The sequence below is a fragment of the Mediterraneibacter sp. HA8405 genome (assembly GCF_056148955.1).
Genome location: NZ_CM148758.1, coordinates 3,061,298 through 3,083,724 on the forward strand (window position 1 = coordinate 3,061,298; position 22,427 = coordinate 3,083,724).

Here is a 22,427-nt window from a genome sequence, read left to right on the forward strand (position 1 = left end):
CGGTTGTGGCGGATAGATAGGACCCCTCCTTTCACAGCGGAGCATCATTCGTTGGCTGCGGCGTCGATCTCATACACGTCGCAGACCTGGTTGGGTTTGAGCTTCAGCCGGGCCTTGAGATAGCCTTCAATATCAAAGGTGTTCTTCGGGTCGGCGTCGGCGGTGTACTTGTAGTTGGGGTGCTGGGTGATGTCGTACTTGTCCGAGAGGAACGGCCGCACACCGCGCAGCTGCAAAATGCACTTGCTGCCGTCCATGACGGCCAGCTCGTCTTGGCTCATCAGCGCCTTCCCCAATTTTTGATAGTTGAGCGAGTGGGAAGTCTCCCGCCCCCGGCTCTCTCCGGTGTTGTAGGTGTCGATGGTCTCTTTCCCAAGCACGGCTTCCAGCTCCTTCAACGTGGTCGGCTCTTTGCCGCCCAGGAAGATGGAGGTATCCATGTTGCCGATGATGGTATCAGCGTTGTCCTTGTAGATGGCCTTGAGCTGGCTCTGCGCCTGCAACACCAGACAGGCAGAGATTTCTCGACTGCGGATGGTGGCGACCAACTTCTCCAGCTTGGGGATCTGGCCAATGTTGGCGCACTCATCAATGAGGCAGCGCACATGAACCGGCAGCCGCCCGCCGTACACATCGTCAGCCTTTTCGCATAGTAAGTTAAACAACTGCGTGTAGCACATGGAAATCAGGAAGTTAAAGCTATCATCAGTGTCCGACATGATAAGAAACAAGGCCGTTCGTCGGTCTCCCAGGGTGTCCAGCTCCAGCTCGTCATAGGCTGTGACCTCCCGCAGCTCGGCAATGTCGAACACCGCCAGCCGTGCGCCGCAGCTCACCAAAATCGACTTCGCAGTTTTGCCTGCGGCCAATTTATATTTGGCATATTGGCGCACCGCAAAGTGGTTGGGTTCCCGCTCTTTCAGCTCATCAAACATCAGGTCAACGGCATTTTTGAACTCCTCATCGTCCTCCCGGACCTCCATGCTGTTTATCATTTCGATGAGTGTGGAAAAGTTCTGTTCCTCCACCGGGGCCTCGTAGTGGATGTAGCCGATGAGCGCACAGTACAGCAGCGTCTCGGCCTTGACCCAGAAATCGTCCCCGGCCTTCCCCTCGCCCTTCGTATTCGCAATCAAGGTCGTGACCAGCTTCAAAATATCCTTTTCGCTGTGGATGTAGCTGAAAGGGTTATAGTGCATGGACTTCTTGAAGTTGATGGTATTCAGCACCTTGATCTGGTACGGCTCATAGATGACCTTGCCGTTCTTATTCTTCACCGGCTTGCCGTCCTTGCCCAGCTTTGGCGCGCCCCGCTGAAGCATTTTGCCGCACTCCACCAGGATGGTGCCCTTCGGGTCCGTGACCACATAGGAGCTGTGCATCTGCATCAAATTCGGCTTGAGCCAGAAGCGGGTCTTGCCGGAGCCGGAACCGCCAATGACCAGCACGTTCTTGTTGCGGGCATACTTGGGGTTCTTGGGGCGGCTGGACATGGTGAGCCGCTCGGTCTGGGTCAGAATGACGTTATTCTGGAACACCGGGTCGATGTAGGGGGCAATATCCTCATGGGTGCCCCAACGGGCCGAACCATACTCCACGTTGTGGCGGTACTTCTTGGCGTTCTTGCCTTTCAGATACACCGCCAGCCGCAGGCCAGCGCCGCAGCAAATCCCCACGGCCAGGTCCAGCGGGTGCAGGCTGGGCCACCAGCTACCCAGCGCCACCGGCAGGGTGGAGAAGAATGAGAGCATTTTGGCCGAAGCGTCCGCCCCGGTCGCCAGCCGCCAGGCTTCCCCCAGGTTGGTGGCAAACAGGCCCAGCAGGAAATAGGGCAGGTTCAGCAGCACCAGCTTTTTCAAATTCAGCTGCTTCATCGTTCCAGCTCCTTCCGGCGGCTGCGGTCCACCACGGTATTTTTGAGCAACTCCTTGAACTGGGCCAGCTTCGCCAGCACAGACGGGCGCTCGCTGCGATCGGCCTTCTTGACCTTCTTCTGGGTGTACTCCGAGAATGCCGCCGTCAGGGCGTCGGCGTCACGGGCTTTGAAGAAGATTAGGTACTTGGGCGGCGAGGCGCTGCGGTCCTTTTTCACCGCATAGTCCACGCCGTACTTGCGGGCGATGCGCTCAAAGTCCCGGATAGACGGGTCGTTGATCTCGATGTTGGAGACGCCCTGGTTCTGCCCGATGAGCTGCTTCACGGTCTGCTTGCCCTTGGGGGTGACGGGGGAATCTCGGCTGCGCTGCTTTTCCAGCTTTTTCTCCCTGCGGTGGGCCATGTACTTGGATATGGCGGCTTTGAACAGCCGCCCGGTGAACTTGGTGCCGCTGACAACCAGCGTCAAGGTTCTGTTTTCTACTTCCTCCTGCATAGGTCATCGCCTCCTTTCCACGGATTTTGCAGGGGTGGCGCTTGATACTAAGGCGGGACCACCAGCCGCCGTAACAGGTGGCGGCCCATCATACCGTCACCAGAATCAGCGACCGCAGTTCCGCAAAGTGCAGCTTTCCCTTGGGCGTCACCAGCGTGTAAGAGCCAGTGTGGCCGTTGCGGCAGAAATCCTTCACGCAGAACAGCCCATCGTTGGCGCTCTTGGCGTAGGGCAGCACACAGCCGGAGGGGGCGCGGTAAACGTACCGGCGTTCCAGCAGAAAGCGGACGAAGCGCCGCTCCGGCACGTCCAGCTCCTTGGCGGTGGTGCGCAGGTTGGTGCTGTGCCGCAGGTCAATAAACAGGTCGTAGTAGACGGCCTTGCCTTGCAGCCGGGCGTTGTCTGCTTGCAGCGCCGCGTTCTTCTCGCGCTCAGCCAGCAGGTCGGAGCAGAGCTTCAGCAACGCCTCCGGCGAAGTGGCGACCTCCCACAGCTTTTCTCTGGTGAGGTAGGCCCCGTGCTGGCGGATGGTGGGCAGGACTTCATCGAACACCCAGCGTTCAAACCGCTCCGCCGAGGGCAGTTTGCTGTGGACGATGAGGCGGTAAACGTCGCCTTCGGGGATAAAGAGCATCTCTACCATCTGTACGGCGGGGGTTCCGTCTGCCTTTTTGCCAGTCTGGACCCCTATGGAACGTTTCGTTCCACAGCGGGTATGGTCGCGGACAGCCTTGCGGGGATTGGTATATCCCAACGCAGTTGCTACGTCCGTTCCGCAGAACAGGTACTTGCCGTCCTCCTCAATGACGCGGATGCTGCCAAACTCCGGGTTTTTGAAAATTTCCATCTGGTTCATATCGTGCCTCCTTGGGCGGTGCAGCAGAAAAGGCGGCCATTACCAGCCGCCTGCGTGCATATCGTGGTTGACCTGGGCCGTGTAGTGGTTGTTCATGGTGGTGGGCGCGTTGAACAGCACGGTCAGCAGGTACTGTTTCATGTTGCGGATTTCGGTGGTGTTGTTGTGCAGGCACTCCATGACGAACTCGATGTGGGAGCTGTCCAGCTTCAAGAACCGGGACCGCACCACCTCATGGGGGAAGTCCGCCCCGGCGATCCGGGTGGTCTTACGCCTGGCGCAGACCGTTTCCACGATCAGCTCCACGATCTCGTCCAAATCCTCCCGGTAGGTGGCAAACTCCCGGCACAGGTGGTCGTACTCGATGTTCTCCAACACCAAATCCCGATAACTCTGCATTTCTTCCACCGACATCGCATCCCGTCCTTTCCGTTCCGGCGGCCTGGCCGCCGCAGTTTCCCGGAAGGGAATGGAATCGGTACTTGATCCCTGAGTATTTGATTTTTGGGTCTTTGATTTCTCTATATTTAATTCTGCGGGCTTTTCCGTATCCGGGCTATCCAGATACGGGTTTTCCGTATCTGGTGAAGCCGTATCCGGCTGGGGCGTATCCGGCGCTTTGGGCTGGGGCTGCTCATAGATGACATACTCGGTGTCGCTGATGCGCCCCTGCCGGTCCCGCATCTGGTGGCGGACGATGTACCCGGCGGCTTCCAGCTCCCGCAGCGCCCCGCCGATGGCGTCCACGCCCTCCTTGCAGATTTTGGCGAGGCCGCGTGTGGTGTAGTTCCAGTCCTCCGGCAAGGACAGCATCATGGAAAGCAGCCCCTTGGATTTCAGCGACAGCGCCTTGTCGCGCAGGTGGTGGTTGCTCATAACGGTATAATCACGGGTCCGTTCAATACGAAAAACGGCCATTTCATCACTCCTCTCGGCATTCATGGCATGAAAAAAGCCGCAATCTTCAAATAGACTGCGGCGGTCAGGTGCGGTAGTTCCGGCTGTGCCAGGAATACGGCGGCTTCGGCACAGGGGGCCGGGTAAAAACATCCTGCGCGGTGCCGAAGGGCAGGCGCTGCATCACCTGGTCGATCTCGGTGCTTTCCATGTCATGCTGGGATTGGCAATGTTCGCGGATGGCTTCTTCAATGTCTCTAACGGTACACATAGTTCATTCCTTTCTTGGCAAGTGGTGGGTTTACGGGTGGCGGCGCTTTTTCTTCGGCTTGAAGTCTATGATGTGCCCCTCGACAACGTGGGCATGGCGCTTGATTTTGATGTCCCGGCGCTGCTGGCTGAGTAAGGCGGCCTGATAGCCGTCCTCGGTGAGAAACAGCCGCATTTCATCGCCGGGGCTGCCGTAGGAGCCGGAACGCAGGACGGAAAATTCGATCATCCAGCGGGTATTGTCCCGAAACCGTTCCACGGCCAAAATGTTATGTCCTTTCAGCTCGCGGGCTGAAATATCCCTCATAGGCAACTCCTCTCTCAGCGTTCATGCTGTTGCTGTCGCTTGCGCTGCCACTGTTCCAGCAGCTTGATGATGGTCTCCTGCATCCGCTGGGGCGTATAGCTCCGGGGGAAATATTTGCGCAGGGTGTCGCTGGTGAAGGTGATCTTGTCCAGGTCGCTTTTCTTTTCTTCCCCCATGATGACGCGCATCATGTCGAGGGTCAGGTGGCCCTCCTGGCTGTACTTTTTCAGCCGCTGGGCCTGGGAGAGCGACGGCGTAGCCTGTTCGCTGTCCATCGCGTCCAGAAGCTGCGTCTGTTCCTCTTTTTTGAGGAAAGACAGCTCATAGGCCGGGTTGAAGGCAATTTTCTTCTCATCCACCATGTCCAGCAGTTCGGGAATTAACTCGGTAAGGCGAATGTAGCGCATAACCTGTATGCCGCTGCGCTCACCTGCATCTTTCGCCACGCGGTCACGGGCGCTTAACTTCTGTTCAACTTGAACAGAAGTCAGGTCTGTTCTGGCCCCCTGGTGCTTGATGGCCTCCAGCTTCATCTTATAAGCAAAAGCTCGCTCGCTGGGGAGCAGGCTTTCCCGCTGCAAATTGCTGTCAACCATGATAATGGTGGCCTGGTCGTCGTCCAGGTCGCGGACAATGACCGGCATGGTATCCTTGCCAGCCAGCTCACTGGCCCGGTGACGCCGGTGCCCGGCAACCAGTTCATAGCCGCCGTTTGGGTCCGGGCGGGCAATGGCCGGAACCAATACGCCATACTGCCGGATGCTGTCGGCGGTCTCTATCATAGCTTCGTCATCCTTGACCTTGAAGGGGTGGTCCTTGAACGGGTGCAGCTCCGACAGGGGAATTTCCAGAACCTTCTCCCGCTGGGCGTCGGCGCGGCTTTCCTCGGTGGAAAACAGGTCATCGACCGATGCCAGCTCTACTTTTTTCGCGCTGCTTTTCAAGTTTCAACACCTCCTTTGTCAGATTGCGGTAGCCCTCGGCCACCTTGCCGCCGGGGTCATGGGCGAAGATGCTCTTGCCCTCGGCGCTGATCTCCTTGGCCCGGACTGAATGTGGAATCTCGGTGCCGAACACCTTGATTTTGCTGCCGTAGGTCTCCCGCAGCAGGGCGGCGATCTCTTTCGCAAAATTGGTTCGGCTGTCCACCATCGTCAGCAGGATGCCGTCGATCTGGAGTTTAGGGTTCAGCTGCCGTTTGACCTTGCTGATGGTGGACAGCAGCTGTTCCAGGCCCTTGGCAGGCAGATACTCCGCCTGGACGGGGACTATAATCCTGCCCGCAGCGGCCAGCGCGTTGACCGTGAGCATTCCCAGGGAAGGCTGGCAGTCGATGAGGATATGGGAATACTGCCCCTTTACGGTGTCCAGATACTGCCGCAGAACGGTCTCGCGGCTCATGGCGTTCACCAGCGACACCTCCATGCCAGACAGCTGGATGTCGGCGGGCATGAGGTCCACGCCCTCCGGGTGGTGCAGGATGCCCTCGCCGGGGTGCAGCGGCTCGTCCATGAGGATGCGGCCCATCGCGTCGGACAGAGTAAAGGGCAGCTTGTCCGGCTGCGGGTTGCCCAGGCTGATGGTGAGGCTGGCCTGGGGATCGGCGTCCACCAGCAGCACCTTCTTCCCGGCCTGCGCCAGCCCGATCCCTAAGTTGGCACAAGTGGTCGTCTTGCCGACGCCGCCCTTCTGGTTGGCGACGGCGATGATTTGTGGGTTCATCGTATTTCACCTCGTTTCTGTTTGTCGTGTTTGGTTCTGGAAATAGAAAAAGCCGCCACTACTTTCTTGAAAAAAGAGTGACGGCTTTTTCTGATCCCGGAACATTAGTCCCCGGAAATGCAAAAAGCGCCCAGCAGGAACACTGAGCGCTTTCGCAATAAAATCATATTCATTTGTTCAGATTTGGTCAAACTATGCCAAACCGATTTTGCATAAAAATGCAGAGAGGCCAAAAGACAAAAATGACCTTCGGGGTGGGTCAAGGGGCAAAAAAGTTGTCCTATGATTTAACCCATTAGCCCTCATTTTTGGGGCGGTTGTCCTTTATTTAACCCATAAAAATTGGTTCAAAACGGGTCAGACTACTCCAAAATTCGTCAAACGAGACAGAACTTTTGAAATAGAAAAAGCCCGGAAAACCGCGGTTTTCCGAGCTTTTTTGATGCTTTTGGGGCGTTGATCAGCGCTTGCTGAACTGAGGCGCGCGACGAGCAGCCTTGAGGCCGTATTTCTTACGCTCTTTCATTCTCGGGTCACGTGTAAGGAATCCTGCGCTCTTGAGCACCGGTCTGTAATCAGCGTCTGCCTCAAGGAGTGCTCTTGCAATACCGTGACGGATTGCTCCTGCCTGTCCTGTGTAACCGCCGCCTTTTACGTTTACGATTACGTCAAACTTGTCTAATGTATCTGTAGCTACGAGCGGCTGGCGTACGACAACCTTCAGTGTCTCAAGGCCAAGATACTCGTCGATATCTCTTTTATTAATTGTGATCTTTCCTGTTCCAGGTACAAGATAAACTCTTGCTACTGATTTTTTTCTTCTTCCTGTTCCGTAGTATTTTGCGTTAGCCACTGTTATATCCTCCTTTCAACCTCTACCTAAAATGTCAGAACTTCCGGTTTCTGTGCCTGATGTGCATGATCCGGGCCGGCATATACGTGAAGTTTCTTGATCATGTCTCTTCCCATAGGTCCTTTCGGGAGCATTCCTTTAACAGCCAGCTCGATAACCTTTTCCGGTTTCTTTGCCATCATCTCGGCAAGTGTTGTCTCTCTCATTCCTCCAACATAATCAGAGTGGTTGTAGTAGATCTTCTGCTGAAGTTTCTTTCCTGTTACTTTTACTTTCTCAGCATTTACAACGATTACATAATCGCCTGTATCAATGTGCGGTGTGTACTCCGGTTTGTTCTTTCCTCTGAGCACTTTAGCGACCTCAGATGCAAGACGTCCTAATGTGCAGCCGGCAGCGTCAACCACATACCATTTTCTTTCAATCTTGTCAGGGTTAGCCATATAAGTTTTCATGGGTATTCCTCCTATAAAATCATCAGATAACGTTGCTTGTTTAGCTTATATATTTGAAATCAGCATACTCCGGGGCTATGGCGCATACTGTTTCTCCTTTAGTCATGCTGTAATATTATAGTCCTCTCTTCCACTCATGTCAAGATTTTTTTGCTATTTTCCCCGGCAGCTTATATCCGTTCAGCGTACCCTTCCTGTTTTACGGTCTCAGACTTGTCCGCCGTCTGGCAGAGTGTACAAAAACGCGTATTCCGATCAGGGAAGCAGCGTCTCCAGTATTTCCAGCGACTTGAATTTTTTATCCACATAAATATCCATCAGCCGCTTCATCACATTTCCCAGCTGTCTCAGCACCTGGGCCGTCACATTGAATGTATACAGTTTTTCAATTTTACTGCTCTCAATAAACTGCATGCAGAATAAGGTGGAACTGTCCAGTACAATTCCGTCTTTCACATCCCCGGCGCATTCACTGCAGACAAGTCCGCCTTTCCGGGCGCTGAATACGGCAGGCCGTTCTTTGTCCCCGCAGAGAACGCACTGGAATACCTGCGGTCCCTGCCCGTTGATGCACAGGGCCTTCAGTTCAAATATGTAACGGATGAGCAGATTCGGTATATGAGGATTGAGAAGCGCCCTCATGGACTGGTAGAGAAGTCCCAGCATTTCCCGCTCATCGTTAAATTCTTTTGTATAATATCCTGCAATCTCCAGAAAATAAAAACCATAGTAGGCGCCTTCAATATCTGTCCTCAGCTCCGCAAAATAATTTGTAATATTCGCCGAATGGATCGTATAGGAAGAGCGCCCTTCATACAATGTAAATTCACCGAATGACAGCGGATTCACCGCCCCCACCAGCGGACTGTTGGGACGCCTTGCCCCCCTGGCAAATGCAGATATTTTTCCCTGTTCTTTTGTCAGTATCACCACCCGCCGGTCATATTCGCCCACCGGTGTTGTTGACAGCACCATCCCTGTCACTACAATCTGATTCACGCTGTTCCTTTCCGTCCGGAGGAAAAGATTCCTTTTCCTCTCCGGGCTGATTCATTTTATAATTGAGATAATCTTCAACCTTTCCCGTCGTCATAAACTGGTTCCAGTACGTTTCCTTCATCGGCTCACCTCTTCTTCAGTGTCGGATATATTTATCTGATATATTTAGGTTGTCCGATTAAAAAAACAGTATACCCCGTAAAAAATACCAGGCCTTTTTCCGGGAAAAGCCTTGACAGCCGGAATTTTCCTGTAGCATTGTCCCGGAAACCGGCGACCTGTTCGCCGGTACAGATACTGCAGCGCAGCACCGGACTGCAGATGGAAGGATCATACCCGGTAAAGCCTTTCTTTTCTTTTTTTCTGTGAAACAACAGTTTTTCCTCCCTCCTTCCGCACATCCTCTTTCAGATAAATATTATACATTTAATTGATAAGGCAGACAATCAAAATATCCCGGACCGGCTGCCGACATTTCCTCCGGCTATTGACCCCGGAGGCCAAAATGCATACTATTAAAATAGCACGTCAGAAACCGTACAGATAAAACCGTACAAATGAATCTGTGCCGGGCACAGAAGGGAGAATGCCTTATGTTATCTTTCCGAAAATATTTCCTCTTTCGCAGAATATCAAAATACATCCGCAAAAACCTGACTGCAGAACCGTCCCATTCTGCCGCTTCGTTTTCCCGGGATTTTCTGGATATTATGAAGCTGAACGAGGACATCCCGGAGGATGAATTCTGTGATGAAGCTCCTGCTTCCGCACAAATTTCCGCCGGAAGTCCGCTTCACCACCCCCGGCCGGATGCCGCCCTGTCTTCCCCGGAATATCAGCAGGCCGCTCCCGCAAAAGCGGAAAGAGGCAGGCATATTCTCTCCGGCCCGGAAAAGATGGACCGCATACGCAGCTACGTTGATTCCAACTATACCCGGCTTGGCTTCTCTCAGCGCTTACAGCTGTATCTGAGAGAACGGGACATTACTACAGCCATGATATACCAGCGCAGTTTTATAGACCGGAAGCTGATTTCCAAAATCCTTTCTTCCGAAGACTACCATCCGTCCAAACAGACTGTCTTCGCACTCTGTATCGCGCTGCGTCTGAATCTGGAAGAAAGCAGGGAATTTCTGAGCCTTGCCGGGTACACCTTCAGTCATCACAAAAAATATGATCTGATTATCGAATTCCTTCTTGATAACCAGATCTATAATATTGACGCTGTAAATGAAATCCTGTTTCATTTTACTGAACCGTGTTTTGGCGAGTGATCCTGCCGCGGCTATCTCACCGATGACATGATAGCCTCACACTGTTCCCGGAATTCTTCCTCATCCTCATCACAGTCATTCAGCTTCATCACATCCAGCATACGGCCCACAGCGCTGAATACGGATCTGACGCCTGCAGCGCTGGGAGAATAGGTTGCCGCCATACACGGTCTGATGCCCATTGAATCCGCTTCGCTCACCGCATCCATATTTGCTCCGAGAAACATAAATTTCCACTTGTATACATCGGTCTGCCTCCGGATCATGTCCTGAATCTGAGACCTGGAATACCGGCGGCTGGCATTCTCATAACCGTCTGTTGTAATTACCATCACAACCCGGCCCGGCCTTTCCTCTTCCGGCGTTTCCGCAAGCCTGCCGCCCACCCGGTCAATGGTAAGGCCCACCGCATCCAGAAGCGCCGTACATCCCCTTGCATAATACTCTTTTCTGGTAAGTCTTTGAATCTCCTGTACAGGAGTATGATCGTGGAGCAGCTCATACTTGTCATCAAACAATATGGTGGTAATTCTCGCCTCTCCCGGTTCCTCTTTCTGCTTTTCGATCAGGGAATTGAAGCCCCCGATCGTTTCCTCCGTAAGAGACTCCATCGAGCCGCTTCGGTCCAGAATAAATATCATTTCTGTCAGATTCTGATTCATATCTCATATCTCCTTTCTCTTTCTGAAAGGAGTATAACCCGCCAGAAAGGGAAAATGGTCGCCGGACAAGCGACAATTCCCCCGCCTGAAATATACTGCAGATTCTCATGAACAGAACTATCTTTCTCATAAGAAACCGTATCACATATCATTGCCGAGAAGCTTTTTTATAAACCGGAAAAGCTCTTCCTCTGTCTCCACAGCAACCACATTTTCCTGCCCCGCCCTGTCATCCGGAGCCGTTTTCCTTCTGCGATTCATCCACACTGCGTTCCAGCCGGCATTTACAGCGCCCGCAATATCCAGCGGATAGGCGTCTCCGACAAACCAGATTTCCCCGTCTTCCAGCTTCATTGACTGCTTTACATAGTCAAAGATCTTTCTGTCCGGTTTCTCGGCTCCCACATCTGCTGATACAAAGATATTTTCATGGGGGATCCACCGCTCTGCCTGCAGGCTCTTCACCTTATCCCACTGGCGCTCTGCCGGACCGTTTGTAATAATGCCCAGCCGCGCCCGCCCGTAACAGTATGCAAGAATGTCTTCCATAAGCGGCGACATCCGGATGTAATCCTGCCTGCGGGCGTACAGGCGCTGAAAATCCAGTGCTTTTTCATCAGAAATCGGAATTCCGAACTCTTCAAATGCTTTCTGTACCCGGTAAATGTACATTTCATCCATTGACATATCTCCTGACATGGCTCTGGAAAACATCTGGTCGCTGTATTTCCTGGTAACCGGATAAATCACTTCTGCCGGAATATCCGGATCCGGTCCGAAAAATTCCGCGTACGCCTCCATAAACGGAACTGTCTGATCATATAATGTATCGTCCACATCAAATAAAACTGCCGTTTTTTCTTTCTCTCCGGTCATATCCTCTTCCTCCCGTGAAAAACCGGCGTCAGCCTCCGGGCGCCGGCCTCTCTTTTCTCATTTGCCTGTTCTCATGTACGCTTATATCCCGCGCCCTACATCTGCTTTCTGACTACCGCATAATCATCTCCGTTCCGGTAATAGGGGCATTGATAATACCGATCAGACATGATCCGCACATAGTCGTCTTCGTCCATATTCATATCGCAGAGATATGCTCCGTACTCCTCGTCATAGATATAGAAGGCACATGTCTCACAGCTTCCCCGCTCTTTTCGTTTCATTTCCGTCATCCCCTCTTTTCTGTCCGGCGTCTGCAGCGAATGCCGGAGTTTACAGTCCGATTATAGACTAGCCGCCGGATTCTGGCAACTGTATCTTATATCTGATTCGCAATTTCACCGGATTCTTCCGGCTGTCCCACTGTTTTAATTACTGTGAACAGATCCCGGAAAAATTAAAAAACCCGGCGGCAGATCCTGAAATTTATAACAGAGCTGTTTTCCTGAATGAACATCTCTGTTACAGATTTCATTTTAACCTGCCGTCAGGTTTAATCCGTTTCATCTATCAGTTTTCTGTTTTTTTCCGGATCAGCTCTCTGCCTGAAGTAACTACGATCGTCACTCCCAGAATCATAAGCAGCACTGCCACAATCAGCTGCAGTCCCTCAACCATGAACACGCCGGTGCCGGCTGTGAATGCATTGACAAGAGCAACAAATCTCTGTACCAGCGCCGTAAATGTAACGATCAGCATAATCACGAACGGCGGCACGAGTGTCTTCAGTGTTCTTCCTGTCACTTTGAGGAATACGCACAGTGTGATCAGTACCAGTGCGCTCAGCAGCTGGTTAGCACTTCCAAACAGCGGCCAGATATTAGAATATCCTACCTGTGTCAGAATATAGCCGAATACAAGGGTGATTATAGTTGCAAAATACTTATTGCACAGAACTTTTCTCCATCCTTCTGCCTTTTTCATGTCATCTACGCTGAAAAGCTCCTGGAAGGACATACGTCCGATACGTGCCACAGAATCCAGTGTTGTAAATGCCAGAGCAGATACGCACATTGTCATAAAGCTCTGCGCCACATAAACCGGAATGCCGAACATCTCAAGGAATCCCGCCACTCCGGATGAGAAGATCTGGAACGGAGTTCCCACTGCCGCTGTTCCGTCCGCGCCTGCCGCTGCTCCTGCCACGCAAAGAGCAATTACAGCCAGAAGGCTTTCCAGAACCATTGCTCCGTAGCCGACTTTCAGCATATCTTTCTCATTTGATATAGTCTTGGATGAAGTACCGGAAGATACCAGGCTGTGGAATCCGGAAACTGCGCCGCATGCAACAGTTACAAACAGAATCGGGAACAAGGTTCCCAGGCTCTCATTCTCAAATCCTGTAAATACCGGAAGATTCATTGCCGGATGGGCAAAGATCAGACCCAGCACCGCGCCCGCGATCATACCTACAAACATGAAAGTAGACATGTAATCTCTGGGCTGCATTACAAACCACATCGGCAGCACTGCCGCAAGAAAAATATAGGCAAATGCAATGTATACCCACATGTCTTTGCCAAGAATTACCGGGAAATTCATACCGCATACAAATGCCAGTACTGTACATACAAGTCCGAATACAACCTCTTTCCATCCGGTAAATTTCATTTTATGCTGCACAACGCCGAATATAACCGCAAACAGAATAAAGAACAGGGAAATACTTCCCGCCGCCCCGTTTATCTGAGCATTCTCTGAAAGTGTTTTCACCCCGTCTGTTACAACATATGCGTCAAATGTACCTGCAACCATATCCGCAAAGGCGGCGATAACGATCAGGCAGAACAGCCAGCAGAAACCGAGGAACAGTTTACGTCCTGCTTTTCCGATATATTTCTCGATCAGAAGCCCCATGGATTTTCCGTCGTTTTTCACACTGGCATACAGCGCGCCAAAATCTGTAACAGCTCCGAAGAAAATGCCGCCCAGGATAATCCATAACAGAACCGGCAGCCATCCGAACGCCGCCGCCTGGATCGCTCCGGTAACCGGGCCGGCCCCTGCGATGGAAGAAAACTGATGGGCAAATACGGTCCATCCGTCAGTCGGCACATAATCCTGTCCGTCATTGTGAAGGACGGCAGGCGTCTTTGCCTTCGGATCAATTCCCCATTTTTTCGCCAGCCAGCGTCCGTACAGCGCATATGCGGCAATCAGACACACAGCAGCGATCAGTACGATTACTAAAGTGTTCATAACTCTCCACTCTCCTTTAACTATGTATAATTGCATTGCATCATGAAGCATCCTGCACCAGGGTGCTTCGGATTAGTGCCAGATACGGAAGACAGGACAGTCCTGAGGACTTTCCTGTAAAATAAAAAAGCCTTCTGACAGATTACTCTGTCAGAAGACGAAATATTTTTTCCGCGTTACCACTTCTTTTACCGGATTTTTCCGGTCTCTCTGTCCTGTCGTCCTTCACTCTCCGGGATTAACAGGTTTCCTTATAACGGTGGAATTCCGGTCCGGGTTACTTCTTTGCCTGGGGCAGATATCCGATTCATATCTGCTGCCGGCTTTTCACCCCGACTGCTCGCAGGGGATAGCTTCCGCGGTCATGCTGTTCCCTCGCACCTGCCGGCAACTCTCTGAAAACATGAACTTCCGCAAAGTCGTGTCCTGTTCTTCGCATTGGCTTTTTTCTTAATCCTGTTTCATTATAGCGCAGTTTTTCCAATTGTCAACAAAAAATCAGAGCAAACTCTGTTTTTATTTGCGTACATACACTGCTTTTCTGAAATTCTGTTTCCTTTTTATCAGCTTTCTCACAACCGCCAGTACAAGCACGCCGGCCAGCGCTCCCGCGCTGTCCAGAATTACATCCGATATCTGTCCGCTCCTGTCCGGCACAAACAGCTGATGCACCTCATCTGTCGCAGCATACAGGGCCGCCGTCAGCCACGGAAGAAATATCTCGGTCCGGACACTATTTTTCTTTTCTTCTTCTATTCATCTTCACGGTATCCGAAATTCTTCATCAGATAGTCGCTGTCCCGCCAGTTTTTCTGCACTTTAACCCAGAGCTTCAGATTAACCCTGCAGTCCAGCATCTTCTCGATTTCGTAGCGGGCGGTGCTTCCGATCTTTTTCAGCATACTGCCCTGTTTTCCGATTATAATTCCTTTATGAGAATCCCGCTCACATATGATCGTTGCGTCAATATGCATTACTTTCTTTTCCATCTTCATGCGGTCAATGGCCACTGCTATCCCATGAGGGATCTCCTCATTCAGACAGTGCAGCGCCTTTTCCCGGATCAGCTCCGCCACAATCTGGCGCTCCGGCTGATCGGTAATCGTATCCTCATCGTAAAACTGCGGTCCATAGGGAAGATATTTCAGAATCACCTTCACCAGCTCGTCCGTATTATCTCCCGTGCGTGCGGACACCGGCACAATATCCGCGAACTCATACTCCTTCCGGTACAGATCAATAGCCGGAAGAATCTCCTCTCGTTTCACCATATCCACCTTGTTGATCACAAGTATTACCGGAGTCTTCACCCTTTTAAGCTGGTCAAGAATATGGCGTTCGCCTGCGCCGATAAACGTAGACGGCTCCACAAGCCACAGCACCACGTCCACCTCATTCAAAGAACGTTCCGCAATATTCACCATATACTCGCCCAGCTTATTCTTTGCCTTATGGATGCCGGGCGTATCCACAAACACAATCTGCCCCTCTTCAGTGGTCAGAACCGTCTGAATCCGGTTCCTGGTAGTCTGGGGCTTATTGGACGTAATCGCAATTTTCTGTCCGATCAGATGGTTCATTAATGTAGATTTTCCTACATTCGGCCTGCCGATCAGTGTTACAAATCCTGATTTAAAATTGTCGCACATTTTCCCTCCATTGGGGACGGAGCCTTTTGCAAAAGGCTCCGTCCCCTTTTAGCTAAGTATTCTGACTTCTTTAAATAATTGTTTCTGTTGTTCGATTTTTTCTTCGCTTCCGATGACGCAGATCAGTCCTGCGTCCAGCACCGCCTGTACAATATCCGCCAATGCACGGATATCCTCCTGGTCGGCTTCCAGGATCTGGGCGCGTTCCTGACGAAGCATATCTTCTGTAATATGATTCATATACAGATTCATGGAACGGCTTCCCTTTGCGGCGGGATTCATGGGCCGGTCCAGATTGCTCATGGTTCCGATGATGAATTTGTTCATGTCTCTGTCGTCCACTGTGAAGTTCTTCAGATAGTCCACTACACCTTCAAATACTTCAACCGTCTTTTCCAGGTTCGGATCCCGGTAAGAAACAAGATATCCTTCTCCCGCCCGGTTAAAGCTGCTCATACATCCGTAGGCCCCGCCTTTTACACGGATATTCTGCCACAGATAGTCATAGCTTAAGATGACTTTCAGGATCTGCAGCGCTCCGGTATACTCCCGGCCGCCGTCGATAAAGTTTCCGCAGCGGGCTACATACTGCACTTTTGAAGAAGTTTTGAATCCTTCATTCCGTTTTCTGCAGTGAATAACGCAGGCGGTATCCATCTTCTCTTCGCCGTTGTTCAGCCGGTCTCTGACCGACGCAAGGGCGTCCAGCGCCGGCACCAGTCCTTCTTCCGAAGAAGTGTAGCTCATCATCATATTGTCGGCCCGGAAAATCCGCCGGGAAATCTCTTTTAAGTTCCGGATCAGCTCCTCTTTACGGCCCTCGAAATCTTCCTCAATCTCTTTTACTTTCTCATAGAAGCCTATGCCGTCTGTATCATCCTTAAATTTCGCGGCAGGAGAGGTATAGGAAAGAGCGCGGAGCACAGCGGTAGTATGTCCGGAAGAAAGGAATGACATCTGAAGCCGGGATTTCAGCATGGCCAGGATTTCCTTTAACCGTTTCTCATCTTCCAGCCGGGACTCCATCAGAATTTCCCGCATCATGGCGAAAAGCACATCCATTTTCGGATAGAGGGCCTTTCCTTTTATCTCAAATGTAGCGCGGAATTCTTTTTCCTTCACCTTGGTCACATCGGTGTACAGCTCAAGAGAGGTGCCGATGCCTCCGGTGTTCATATTTATCTCATTAAACAGTTCTCCGTACTCATAGTTCGCAGTATCAATAATGCCCAGAACGCTCTGCAGAATTCCCACATAAGGAAGGAGCTCCTCCTCGATACCGGACAGGTCGAACATCAGGGTCACATACCCGATTCCATTCGTCTCTACATTATGATGAACGACTTTTACCCCGTCCGCATCCATCTCATCATTGAAAACAGGAGCGATCTCTCTGGAAATGTCTTCTCTTTTCAGAACCGGTATCTTTGCCAGATCTTCCTGGGACGATTCCTCTTCCTGATACTCTTCCAGTTCCTTTGTCGCCTGAACCAGAGCTTCAATCTCTTCTCCGGAAAGGCCTTCTTTATAGGCTTTGAGGCGCTCTGCCAGTTCCCGGTCCATACGTGCCGTGCGTCCCTTTTCCGGACGGATAATTACAATGGACCCGTGAGTATTATCCAACAGATATTTCCGGATCAGATCCTCAAAATATCCGGTTTCCACATTTTCCTTCAGAAATTCAAAAACAGGGATGGCCTGCATGTGGATAAAGGGCTTTTCTTCGTCATACAGCCAGCTGTCAAACAGCTGAAGCCCGTACATCAGTCCCCGGGGATAGTTGCCGAAATCCGCCTCGCGGAACCGGAATTCATGATAGTTAATTCCGGCTCTCAAAGCTTTCCTGTCCATACCCTTATCTGCGATTTTCTTCAGGGTATCCTCAATTACACGGATAAATTCATCCTTCTGCTCCAGCTCAGCATTCTTGGATATAACAGAAAAAATCGGCTGATAAATTCCATTGTCGTAGGATCCCAGAATATCCTTTCCGATCCCCGCGTCCAGAAGGGCCTTTTTCAGCGGCGCGCCGGGAGCGGACAAAAGGGCATAATCCAGAATCTGGAACGCCAGATACAGCTTTTCATCCAGGGAAGTGCCGATGACCTTATTGTAGGAAAGATAGGTATTCTCCTTCTCACTCTCCCCGCTGGCAATGGAATACTCCTGCACCACTTCCCGCATCTGGTCGAAAGGCTGCTGGAAACGGATGGCAGAATCCACCGGATCATTGTCAAAATCCGACAGGTAATTCTCATCCAGCCATCTCAGTTTCTCCTCCATATCCATATCTCCGTAAAGATAAATATAACTGTTGGAGGGATGATAGTATTTTCTGTGGAAATCCAGAAACTGCCCGTAAGTAAGCTCCGGAATCACCTCCGGATCTCCGCCGGACTCATTTGCATAAGAAGTGTCCGGGAAAAGAGAATTCAGAATCACCCGGTCCAGAACACCTTCCGGTGAGGAGAAGGCTCCCTTCATCTCATTGTAAACCACACCGGAAAGTGTCAGTTCTCCGTCCGGCTCCTCCAGTTTATAGCTCCACCCTTCCTGGCGGAATGTCTTATCGTGCTGATAAATATTCGGATAGAATACAGCGTCCATATAGACGTGCATCAGATTCTGAAAGTCCGTGTCATTGCAGCTGGCTACCGGATAAACTGTTTTGTCCGGATAAGTCATAGCATTTAAAAATGTGTTCAGCGATCCCTTGACCAGCTCCACAAAAGGATCTTTCACCGGGAAATCCCTGGAACCGCAGAGTACAGAATGCTCCATAATATGCGGCACTCCCGTGCTGTCTGACGGAGGCGTCCGGAATCCGATGGCAAACACCTTATTCTCGTCTTCATTTTCCATCAGAAGAATCCGGGCTCCGCTTTTTTTGTGTTTCAGAAGAGTTCCACGGGATTTAATATCTGATAAATCAGCTTTCTGTATCACCTGATATGCTTCCAGATCATATATACTCATATGCAAATCTCCTTATTTTTTGTTGTTCTTTCTGTTTCCGGAATGCCCCGTTCCGACGGAAGCCGCCGATGCGGCCGGGCATTCGGAAATGTGTATGCTTTACCTAGTATATCACTAATCCGGACAGTTTAAAAGGGGACAGAATATTCTTCTGTCCCCCGGGTAAGCCGCCGATTTCCGCTGCTCTATTCTGTTTTTTTACTGCCCTTTTCATTCAGATTCTCCGGACGGAAGAGCTCTCTTATTCCTTTTCTCCAAGCATTCCCGCTTTTATTATTTCTTCCAGTCCATCTGCGAAATAAGGAATATCATAGCTGGCTTTTCCCGCAGCAGCCAGGAGATGAATCTGCCCTTTTCTGATGCCGCACCTTCTGGCGAGGAAGCTCTGTGAAAAATCAGCATACTGAATATTAGAATATTTCACCATTGTATAATGCGTGCCAAAATACCCTCTGCGCAGTTTGAGAACTGTTTCTCCCGCGCTCATGCCCGCAGTTCTGTACCCCAGTATCATCCCCGTCAGCATAGAAATTATAAGCAGAGCAGCGCCTCCGCAGATACCGGTCTGCACCGGCAGTCTGTCGGAAGAGGCCATACCGGCTGTCATCATCACGCCTGCTGCCGCCGCCAGAAGCACAGCCAGTACATATACGGCAAGATGAATCGCCCATACAATCCTTGCTGTTCCAGGCTGTTTTTTTACTTCCTGATCCAATGCCGGAGCCATCTCCGGCAGAAGCAATTCCAGCTGCTGCCGCATTTTTTCCTTCGTACAATAAAGCACAAGGAAAGAATTCTTCTCTTCCTTCTCATCTCCCATGCCCACGTTCACAATCTCAGCCATATAGCGGCCGCATATCCGTGCCACCAGCGACTGGTGAATCCGCAGCGCCTGTATCTTGTCTGTCGGAATCGTATACTCCATTTTTTTCAGAAGTCCGTAACAGATAAACAGCCGGTTTCCTCTGCGCTTCGCGCGGAAATCATAGTATTTAACGAAATCCTTTACCGTATCCCAGAGGGCGGAAAGGACAATCGACGCAGCCACCAGAATCCCTGCCGCGGCTCCCAGCAGAGATTTTATAAAACCGGGATTCTGTACAACCTGAACAACCGCCCCTACAGTCGCCCCGATGCCGGCCAGCAGAAGAAGTACGGAAAATATATTAATAGAAAACAGGCCGTGCCGGATGATATCGCCGAAGTCCATACGGACATCATAAGCCTCCTGAAAAGAAGCCCCGTTGACCGCTCCGGCCGCCCGGTATTCCTCCGGGCTGTCCCCGGTTCCGGAAATGCCGTCCGTCTCTCCCGCCGACAGTTCCACGGAACCAGACGCATGCATCCGTGCCGTAACCTCCCGGCGGAATCTTTCCGCATCTGCTTTTTTCAGAACAATTTTCACATCCGTCTTATCTGCCGTGGACAGGCTGTTTGTGTCCAGCTTCACTTTACAGGTGCCCACCAGCATTTCGAAAAGATTCCGCTCCAGATTAATATTGGAAATGCTTTTAATTCCGATAGTATTTTTCTTTTTATTTACAGTATTTTTTTCAATAACAATCGCGTTGTCTTCCAGGTATATGTACGTCCTTGCCCAGACAAGAAGCCGGTTTCCGATCAGAACTGCCAGAATAACGGTCAGTCCCAGCGCAATCCACAGCCCTTTATCTGCCAGAAAAGACAGATCATCCGCGGACGTCTCCGCCAGTTCGGGAAGTCCCTGGACAAACACAAGAATAAACAGCGCCAGAATGCTGCCCCATACCTCCTCGGCTACAACGGATATATGATTTCTGAATTTTTTACCTGTTTCCATTTTCCGCCCTCTGTTCCGTCACAATCTCATTAATTCTCCTGCGCAGGCTGTCCGCGATCTGCTCCGCTTTCTCTTCCTCAAGAAAAGAAATAGTCACATCGCCGCCGCCTGTCGTTACTACAACTTTCGCTACTTTAAAGAACTGGTCAAAGGGTCCTTTTGCCGTCTGCAGTTTATGAAGCCGCTCAATGGGCACAATATTTCTCTTTACAAAAAGATACCCCTCCACAATATCAATACACTCATCATTGATGCTGTACCGATACCGGTGATACCGGAAATAGGGACTTACCAGAACATCCAGCAGAATCAGCGCTGCCAGCCCGGCTGATATCCATTGTCCCACAGCAATCTTTTCCGGCACAAGCCAGAACCAGTTAACCGCTCCGATAATAAACAGCAGCACAGCTCCTGTCACAATCCCGGATGCATACATGCAGTACAGCGCTTTTCTGGAAAGCTTCTCATAAGAAATGTTCCCGGCACCGTACTTTTCTGAACTCATCTGTTCCGTATTCATGTTCTCCTCCTCCTTGCAGGCCCTTTTTCCTGATCTGACCGACAGTCTGATCCGTGGAAAGCCGAAAGACTTCCCCGCGGCAAAAAAGGCTCTGCCGCGCCCCGGAAATTACGGAGCGAATATTGTACTATATATTTAGTACAATATTACAGAACCTTCCTTCCTTTGTCAATCCCGTTCTGCTATAACAGAACCTAAGTCCGCAGTCAATTTACCGTCTTTTTCATTCCTTCTTTTATAAGGCCTTCCTCAATCCGCAGCAGCCGGTTATATTTGGCCACCCGCTCAGACCGGCAGGGCGCCCCTGTCTTGATCTGCCCGGCATTAAAGGCTACGGCAATATCCGCAATTGTCGTGTCTTCCGTTTCTCCGGACCGATGGGAAATCACAGTATTATACCCGGCTTCCTGAGCCAGCTTCACCGTCTCAAAAGCCTCGGTAAGCGTACCGATCTGATTGACCTTTATTAAAACCGCATTGGCGGCTCCCAGGCGGATGCCTTTTTCCAGACGTTCTGCATTTGTAGTAAAAAGATCATCTCCCACAAGCTGAACTCTGTCTCCGATTTTTCCCGTCAGCGCGCTCCAGCCGTCCCAGTCCTCCTCATCCAGCGGATCTTCAATAGAACAGATCGGAAATTCAGAAATCAGATCCAGATAATAGTCCGTCATTTCTTCTGTAGTCCGGATTACTTTCTCCCCTTTCTCTCTCCCTTCTCCCGGGAAGCAGTATACTTTTCTGTCCGGGTCGTACAGTTCCGAAGCGGCCACATCCAGCGCTATGCGGATGTCCCGTCCCATTCTGTATCCGGCCTTTTCCACCGCGTCCCGCAGGGTGCGGAGCGCTTCCCTGGTATCTTTAAAGTCCGGCGCAAAGCCCCCCTCATCTCCTACAGATGTGTGAAGCCCCCTGTCTTTTAACAAAGACTTCAGAGAGTGATAAACTTCTGCGCAAACCCTCAGCTGCTCCCGAAACCCCTCCTTCTCCGCAGGTACGATCATAAATTCCTGAATATCAAGAGAATTGTCTGCATGTACGCCTCCGTTTATGATATTCATCATGGGAACCGGCATCTGTTTTGCCCTCACGCCTCCCAGATATCTGTACAACGGGACTTTCATCGCTTCTGCCGCGGCATGCGCGGCTGCCATGGACACCCCCAGAATAGCATTTGCACCCAGATTACTTTTGTCCCTTGTACCGTCCGCCTCGATCAGAGCCCGGTCCAGCCCTTCCTGATCAAATACATCTCTTCCGATCACTACAGGGGCCAGAATACTGTTAACATTTTCCACCGCCCGCTCCACGCCCCGGCCTCCGTATCTTTTCTCTCTGTCTCTCAGTTCCAGGGCTTCGTATCTGCCTGTTGAAGCGCCCGAGGGGACCGCGGCCCTGCCTACAATATCCTCCCCTGCCAGAACTTCTGCCTCCAGCGTGGGATTGCCCCGGGAGTCAAGAATTTCTCTTGCAAATATATCCCGAATCGGTAATTGTCGGTCCATATGTGCCTCCTTTTCAGAAACATAAATATTATCGACTGTACATGTCAGCCCGCGTCTGCCGCTGCACATGTACCAGCTGTAACACATAGTATTTCCCTGTCAGATTGGCTTAATGCGTTGACTTTTTATATTCCAGAGATTACAATTCGAATAGAATTTT

23 protein-coding genes and 1 other annotated feature are annotated in these 22,427 nt (G+C 51.1%); of the genes, 1 reads left to right on the forward strand and 22 read right to left on the reverse strand.

Annotation, left to right across the window (positions count from 1 at the left end):
- Positions 1-44 precede the first annotated feature (44 nt).
- From AC0QUU_RS14385 to AC0QUU_RS14440, 12 genes are all read right to left on the reverse strand, one after another.
- A complete protein-coding gene (locus tag AC0QUU_RS14385; protein WP_474543547.1) occupies positions 45-1,874 on the reverse strand; it encodes a VirD4-like conjugal transfer protein, CD1115 family in 1,830 nt (609 codons plus the stop codon).
- Complete coding sequence (locus AC0QUU_RS14390; RefSeq protein WP_193500421.1) at positions 1,871-2,371, reverse strand: PcfB family protein; 501 nt, start codon at positions 2,369-2,371, stop codon at positions 1,871-1,873. The genes AC0QUU_RS14385 and AC0QUU_RS14390 overlap by 4 nt, the downstream gene beginning before the upstream one ends.
- Positions 2,372-2,459: 88 nt before the next feature.
- Complete coding sequence (locus AC0QUU_RS14395; RefSeq protein ID WP_474543549.1) at positions 2,460-3,227, reverse strand: BRO family protein; 768 nt, start codon at positions 3,225-3,227, stop codon at positions 2,460-2,462.
- A gap of 39 nt (positions 3,228-3,266) precedes the next feature.
- Positions 3,267-4,145, reverse strand: a complete 879-nt coding sequence (locus AC0QUU_RS14400; protein ID WP_474543551.1) for a DUF6017 domain-containing protein — start codon at positions 4,143-4,145, stop codon at positions 3,267-3,269.
- A 64-nt stretch (positions 4,146-4,209) separates the two neighbouring features.
- Positions 4,210-4,395: a hypothetical protein gene (locus AC0QUU_RS14405; protein ID WP_007045876.1), complete on the reverse strand. Its 186-nt coding sequence runs from the start codon at positions 4,393-4,395 to the stop codon at positions 4,210-4,212.
- 30 nt (positions 4,396-4,425) lie between these two features.
- Complete coding sequence (locus AC0QUU_RS14410) at positions 4,426-4,701, reverse strand: DUF5720 family protein (protein WP_418732837.1); 276 nt, start codon at positions 4,699-4,701, stop codon at positions 4,426-4,428.
- Between the two features lie 14 nt (positions 4,702-4,715).
- The gene (locus AC0QUU_RS14415) at positions 4,716-5,645 is read right to left on the reverse strand and encodes a ParB/RepB/Spo0J family partition protein (RefSeq protein ID WP_474543554.1); all 930 of its coding nucleotides are present in this window, start codon (positions 5,643-5,645) and stop codon (positions 4,716-4,718) included.
- Entirely contained in the window at positions 5,602-6,423 is an 822-nt protein-coding gene (locus AC0QUU_RS14420) for a ParA family protein (RefSeq protein ID WP_474543555.1), read from the reverse strand. The genes AC0QUU_RS14415 and AC0QUU_RS14420 overlap by 44 nt, the downstream gene beginning before the upstream one ends.
- A gap of 460 nt (positions 6,424-6,883) precedes the next feature.
- Positions 6,884-7,276, reverse strand: a complete 393-nt coding sequence (gene rpsI / locus AC0QUU_RS14425; protein WP_474543557.1) for a 30S ribosomal protein S9 — start codon at positions 7,274-7,276, stop codon at positions 6,884-6,886.
- 26 nt (positions 7,277-7,302) lie between these two features.
- A complete protein-coding gene (gene rplM / locus AC0QUU_RS14430) occupies positions 7,303-7,731 on the reverse strand; it encodes a 50S ribosomal protein L13 (RefSeq protein ID WP_474543559.1) in 429 nt (142 codons plus the stop codon).
- Between the two features lie 255 nt (positions 7,732-7,986).
- On the reverse strand, positions 7,987-8,706 hold the full coding sequence (gene recO / locus AC0QUU_RS14435; protein ID WP_474545597.1) for a DNA repair protein RecO: 720 nt from the start codon (positions 8,704-8,706) through the stop codon (positions 7,987-7,989).
- Positions 8,707-8,882: 176 nt separating this feature from the next.
- On the reverse strand, positions 8,883-9,104 hold the full coding sequence (locus AC0QUU_RS14440) for an aspartate dehydrogenase (RefSeq protein WP_474543561.1): 222 nt from the start codon (positions 9,102-9,104) through the stop codon (positions 8,883-8,885).
- 219 nt (positions 9,105-9,323) lie between these two features.
- Between AC0QUU_RS14440 and AC0QUU_RS14445 the strand changes: the two genes are divergently transcribed.
- The gene (locus tag AC0QUU_RS14445; protein WP_474543562.1) at positions 9,324-10,004 is read left to right on the forward strand and encodes a hypothetical protein; all 681 of its coding nucleotides are present in this window, start codon (positions 9,324-9,326) and stop codon (positions 10,002-10,004) included.
- A gap of 11 nt (positions 10,005-10,015) precedes the next feature.
- Here the strand turns inward: AC0QUU_RS14445 and AC0QUU_RS14450 are convergent, their stop codons facing one another.
- The 10 genes from AC0QUU_RS14450 to eno form a co-directional block, all read right to left on the reverse strand.
- Positions 10,016-10,666 (reverse strand): vWA domain-containing protein, encoded by a 651-nt coding sequence (locus tag AC0QUU_RS14450; RefSeq protein ID WP_474543564.1) that lies wholly within the window; start codon positions 10,664-10,666, stop codon positions 10,016-10,018.
- Between the two features lie 141 nt (positions 10,667-10,807).
- Positions 10,808-11,542, reverse strand: a complete 735-nt coding sequence (locus AC0QUU_RS14455) for an HAD family hydrolase (protein ID WP_474543566.1) — start codon at positions 11,540-11,542, stop codon at positions 10,808-10,810.
- Positions 11,543-11,637: 95 nt separating this feature from the next.
- Positions 11,638-11,826 carry a DUF6472 family protein gene (locus AC0QUU_RS14460; protein WP_474543567.1) on the reverse strand — a complete coding sequence of 63 codons (189 nt, stop codon included), beginning with the start codon at positions 11,824-11,826 and terminating at the stop codon, positions 11,638-11,640.
- Between the two features lie 286 nt (positions 11,827-12,112).
- Positions 12,113-13,801, reverse strand: coding sequence for a carbon starvation CstA family protein (locus AC0QUU_RS14465; RefSeq protein WP_474543569.1), 1,689 nt, complete (start codon positions 13,799-13,801; stop codon positions 12,113-12,115).
- Between the two features lie 150 nt (positions 13,802-13,951).
- Positions 13,952-14,244, reverse strand: a binding site (T-box leader).
- A 73-nt stretch (positions 14,245-14,317) separates the two neighbouring features.
- Entirely contained in the window at positions 14,318-14,557 is a 240-nt protein-coding gene (locus AC0QUU_RS14470) for a VanZ family protein (RefSeq protein ID WP_474545598.1), read from the reverse strand.
- Entirely contained in the window at positions 14,554-15,450 is an 897-nt protein-coding gene (era, locus tag AC0QUU_RS14475) for a GTPase Era (protein WP_474543570.1), read from the reverse strand. The genes AC0QUU_RS14470 and era overlap by 4 nt, the downstream gene beginning before the upstream one ends.
- 48 nt (positions 15,451-15,498) lie before the next feature.
- Entirely contained in the window at positions 15,499-18,426 is a 2,928-nt protein-coding gene (locus AC0QUU_RS14480) for an insulinase family protein (protein WP_474543572.1), read from the reverse strand.
- Positions 18,427-18,667: 241 nt separating this feature from the next.
- On the reverse strand, positions 18,668-20,245 hold the full coding sequence (locus AC0QUU_RS14485) for a PH domain-containing protein (RefSeq protein WP_474543574.1): 1,578 nt from the start codon (positions 20,243-20,245) through the stop codon (positions 18,668-18,670).
- Complete coding sequence (locus AC0QUU_RS14490; protein WP_474543576.1) at positions 20,232-20,765, reverse strand: PH domain-containing protein; 534 nt, start codon at positions 20,763-20,765, stop codon at positions 20,232-20,234. Before AC0QUU_RS14490 ends, AC0QUU_RS14485 begins: the two co-directional genes overlap by 14 nt.
- Before the next feature lie 206 nt (positions 20,766-20,971).
- The gene (eno, locus tag AC0QUU_RS14495; RefSeq protein ID WP_474543578.1) at positions 20,972-22,267 is read right to left on the reverse strand and encodes a phosphopyruvate hydratase; all 1,296 of its coding nucleotides are present in this window, start codon (positions 22,265-22,267) and stop codon (positions 20,972-20,974) included.
- Positions 22,268-22,427 lie beyond the last annotated feature (160 nt).

Coding starts and splice junctions, on each gene's coding strand:
- AC0QUU_RS14445 (WP_474543562.1), top strand. CDS start 9,324: ATGTTATCTTTCCGAAAATATTTCCTCTTTCGCAGAATATCAAAATAC.
- AC0QUU_RS14390 (WP_193500421.1), bottom strand. CDS start 2,371: ATGCAGGAGGAAGTAGAAAACAGAACCTTGACGCTGGTTGTCAGCGGC.
- AC0QUU_RS14465 (WP_474543569.1), bottom strand. CDS start 13,801: ATGAACACTTTAGTAATCGTACTGATCGCTGCTGTGTGTCTGATTGCC.
- AC0QUU_RS14395 (WP_474543549.1), bottom strand. CDS start 3,227: ATGAACCAGATGGAAATTTTCAAAAACCCGGAGTTTGGCAGCATCCGC.
- era (WP_474543570.1), bottom strand. CDS start 15,450: ATGTGCGACAATTTTAAATCAGGATTTGTAACACTGATCGGCAGGCCG.
- AC0QUU_RS14450 (WP_474543564.1), bottom strand. CDS start 10,666: ATGAATCAGAATCTGACAGAAATGATATTTATTCTGGACCGAAGCGGC.
- AC0QUU_RS14480 (WP_474543572.1), bottom strand. CDS start 18,426: ATGAGTATATATGATCTGGAAGCATATCAGGTGATACAGAAAGCTGAT.
- recO (WP_474545597.1), bottom strand. CDS start 8,706: ATGGTGCTGTCAACAACACCGGTGGGCGAATATGACCGGCGGGTGGTG.
- AC0QUU_RS14410 (WP_418732837.1), bottom strand. CDS start 4,701: ATGAGGGATATTTCAGCCCGCGAGCTGAAAGGACATAACATTTTGGCC.
- AC0QUU_RS14400 (WP_474543551.1), bottom strand. CDS start 4,145: ATGGCCGTTTTTCGTATTGAACGGACCCGTGATTATACCGTTATGAGC.
- AC0QUU_RS14455 (WP_474543566.1), bottom strand. CDS start 11,542: ATGACCGGAGAGAAAGAAAAAACGGCAGTTTTATTTGATGTGGACGAT.
- AC0QUU_RS14385 (WP_474543547.1), bottom strand. CDS start 1,874: ATGAAGCAGCTGAATTTGAAAAAGCTGGTGCTGCTGAACCTGCCCTAT.
- AC0QUU_RS14405 (WP_007045876.1), bottom strand. CDS start 4,395: ATGTGTACCGTTAGAGACATTGAAGAAGCCATCCGCGAACATTGCCAA.
- AC0QUU_RS14485 (WP_474543574.1), bottom strand. CDS start 20,245: ATGGAAACAGGTAAAAAATTCAGAAATCATATATCCGTTGTAGCCGAG.
- AC0QUU_RS14490 (WP_474543576.1), bottom strand. CDS start 20,765: ATGAATACGGAACAGATGAGTTCAGAAAAGTACGGTGCCGGGAACATT.
- eno (WP_474543578.1), bottom strand. CDS start 22,267: ATGGACCGACAATTACCGATTCGGGATATATTTGCAAGAGAAATTCTT.
- rplM (WP_474543559.1), bottom strand. CDS start 7,731: ATGAAAACTTATATGGCTAACCCTGACAAGATTGAAAGAAAATGGTAT.
- AC0QUU_RS14420 (WP_474543555.1), bottom strand. CDS start 6,423: ATGAACCCACAAATCATCGCCGTCGCCAACCAGAAGGGCGGCGTCGGC.
- AC0QUU_RS14460 (WP_474543567.1), bottom strand. CDS start 11,826: ATGAAACGAAAAGAGCGGGGAAGCTGTGAGACATGTGCCTTCTATATC.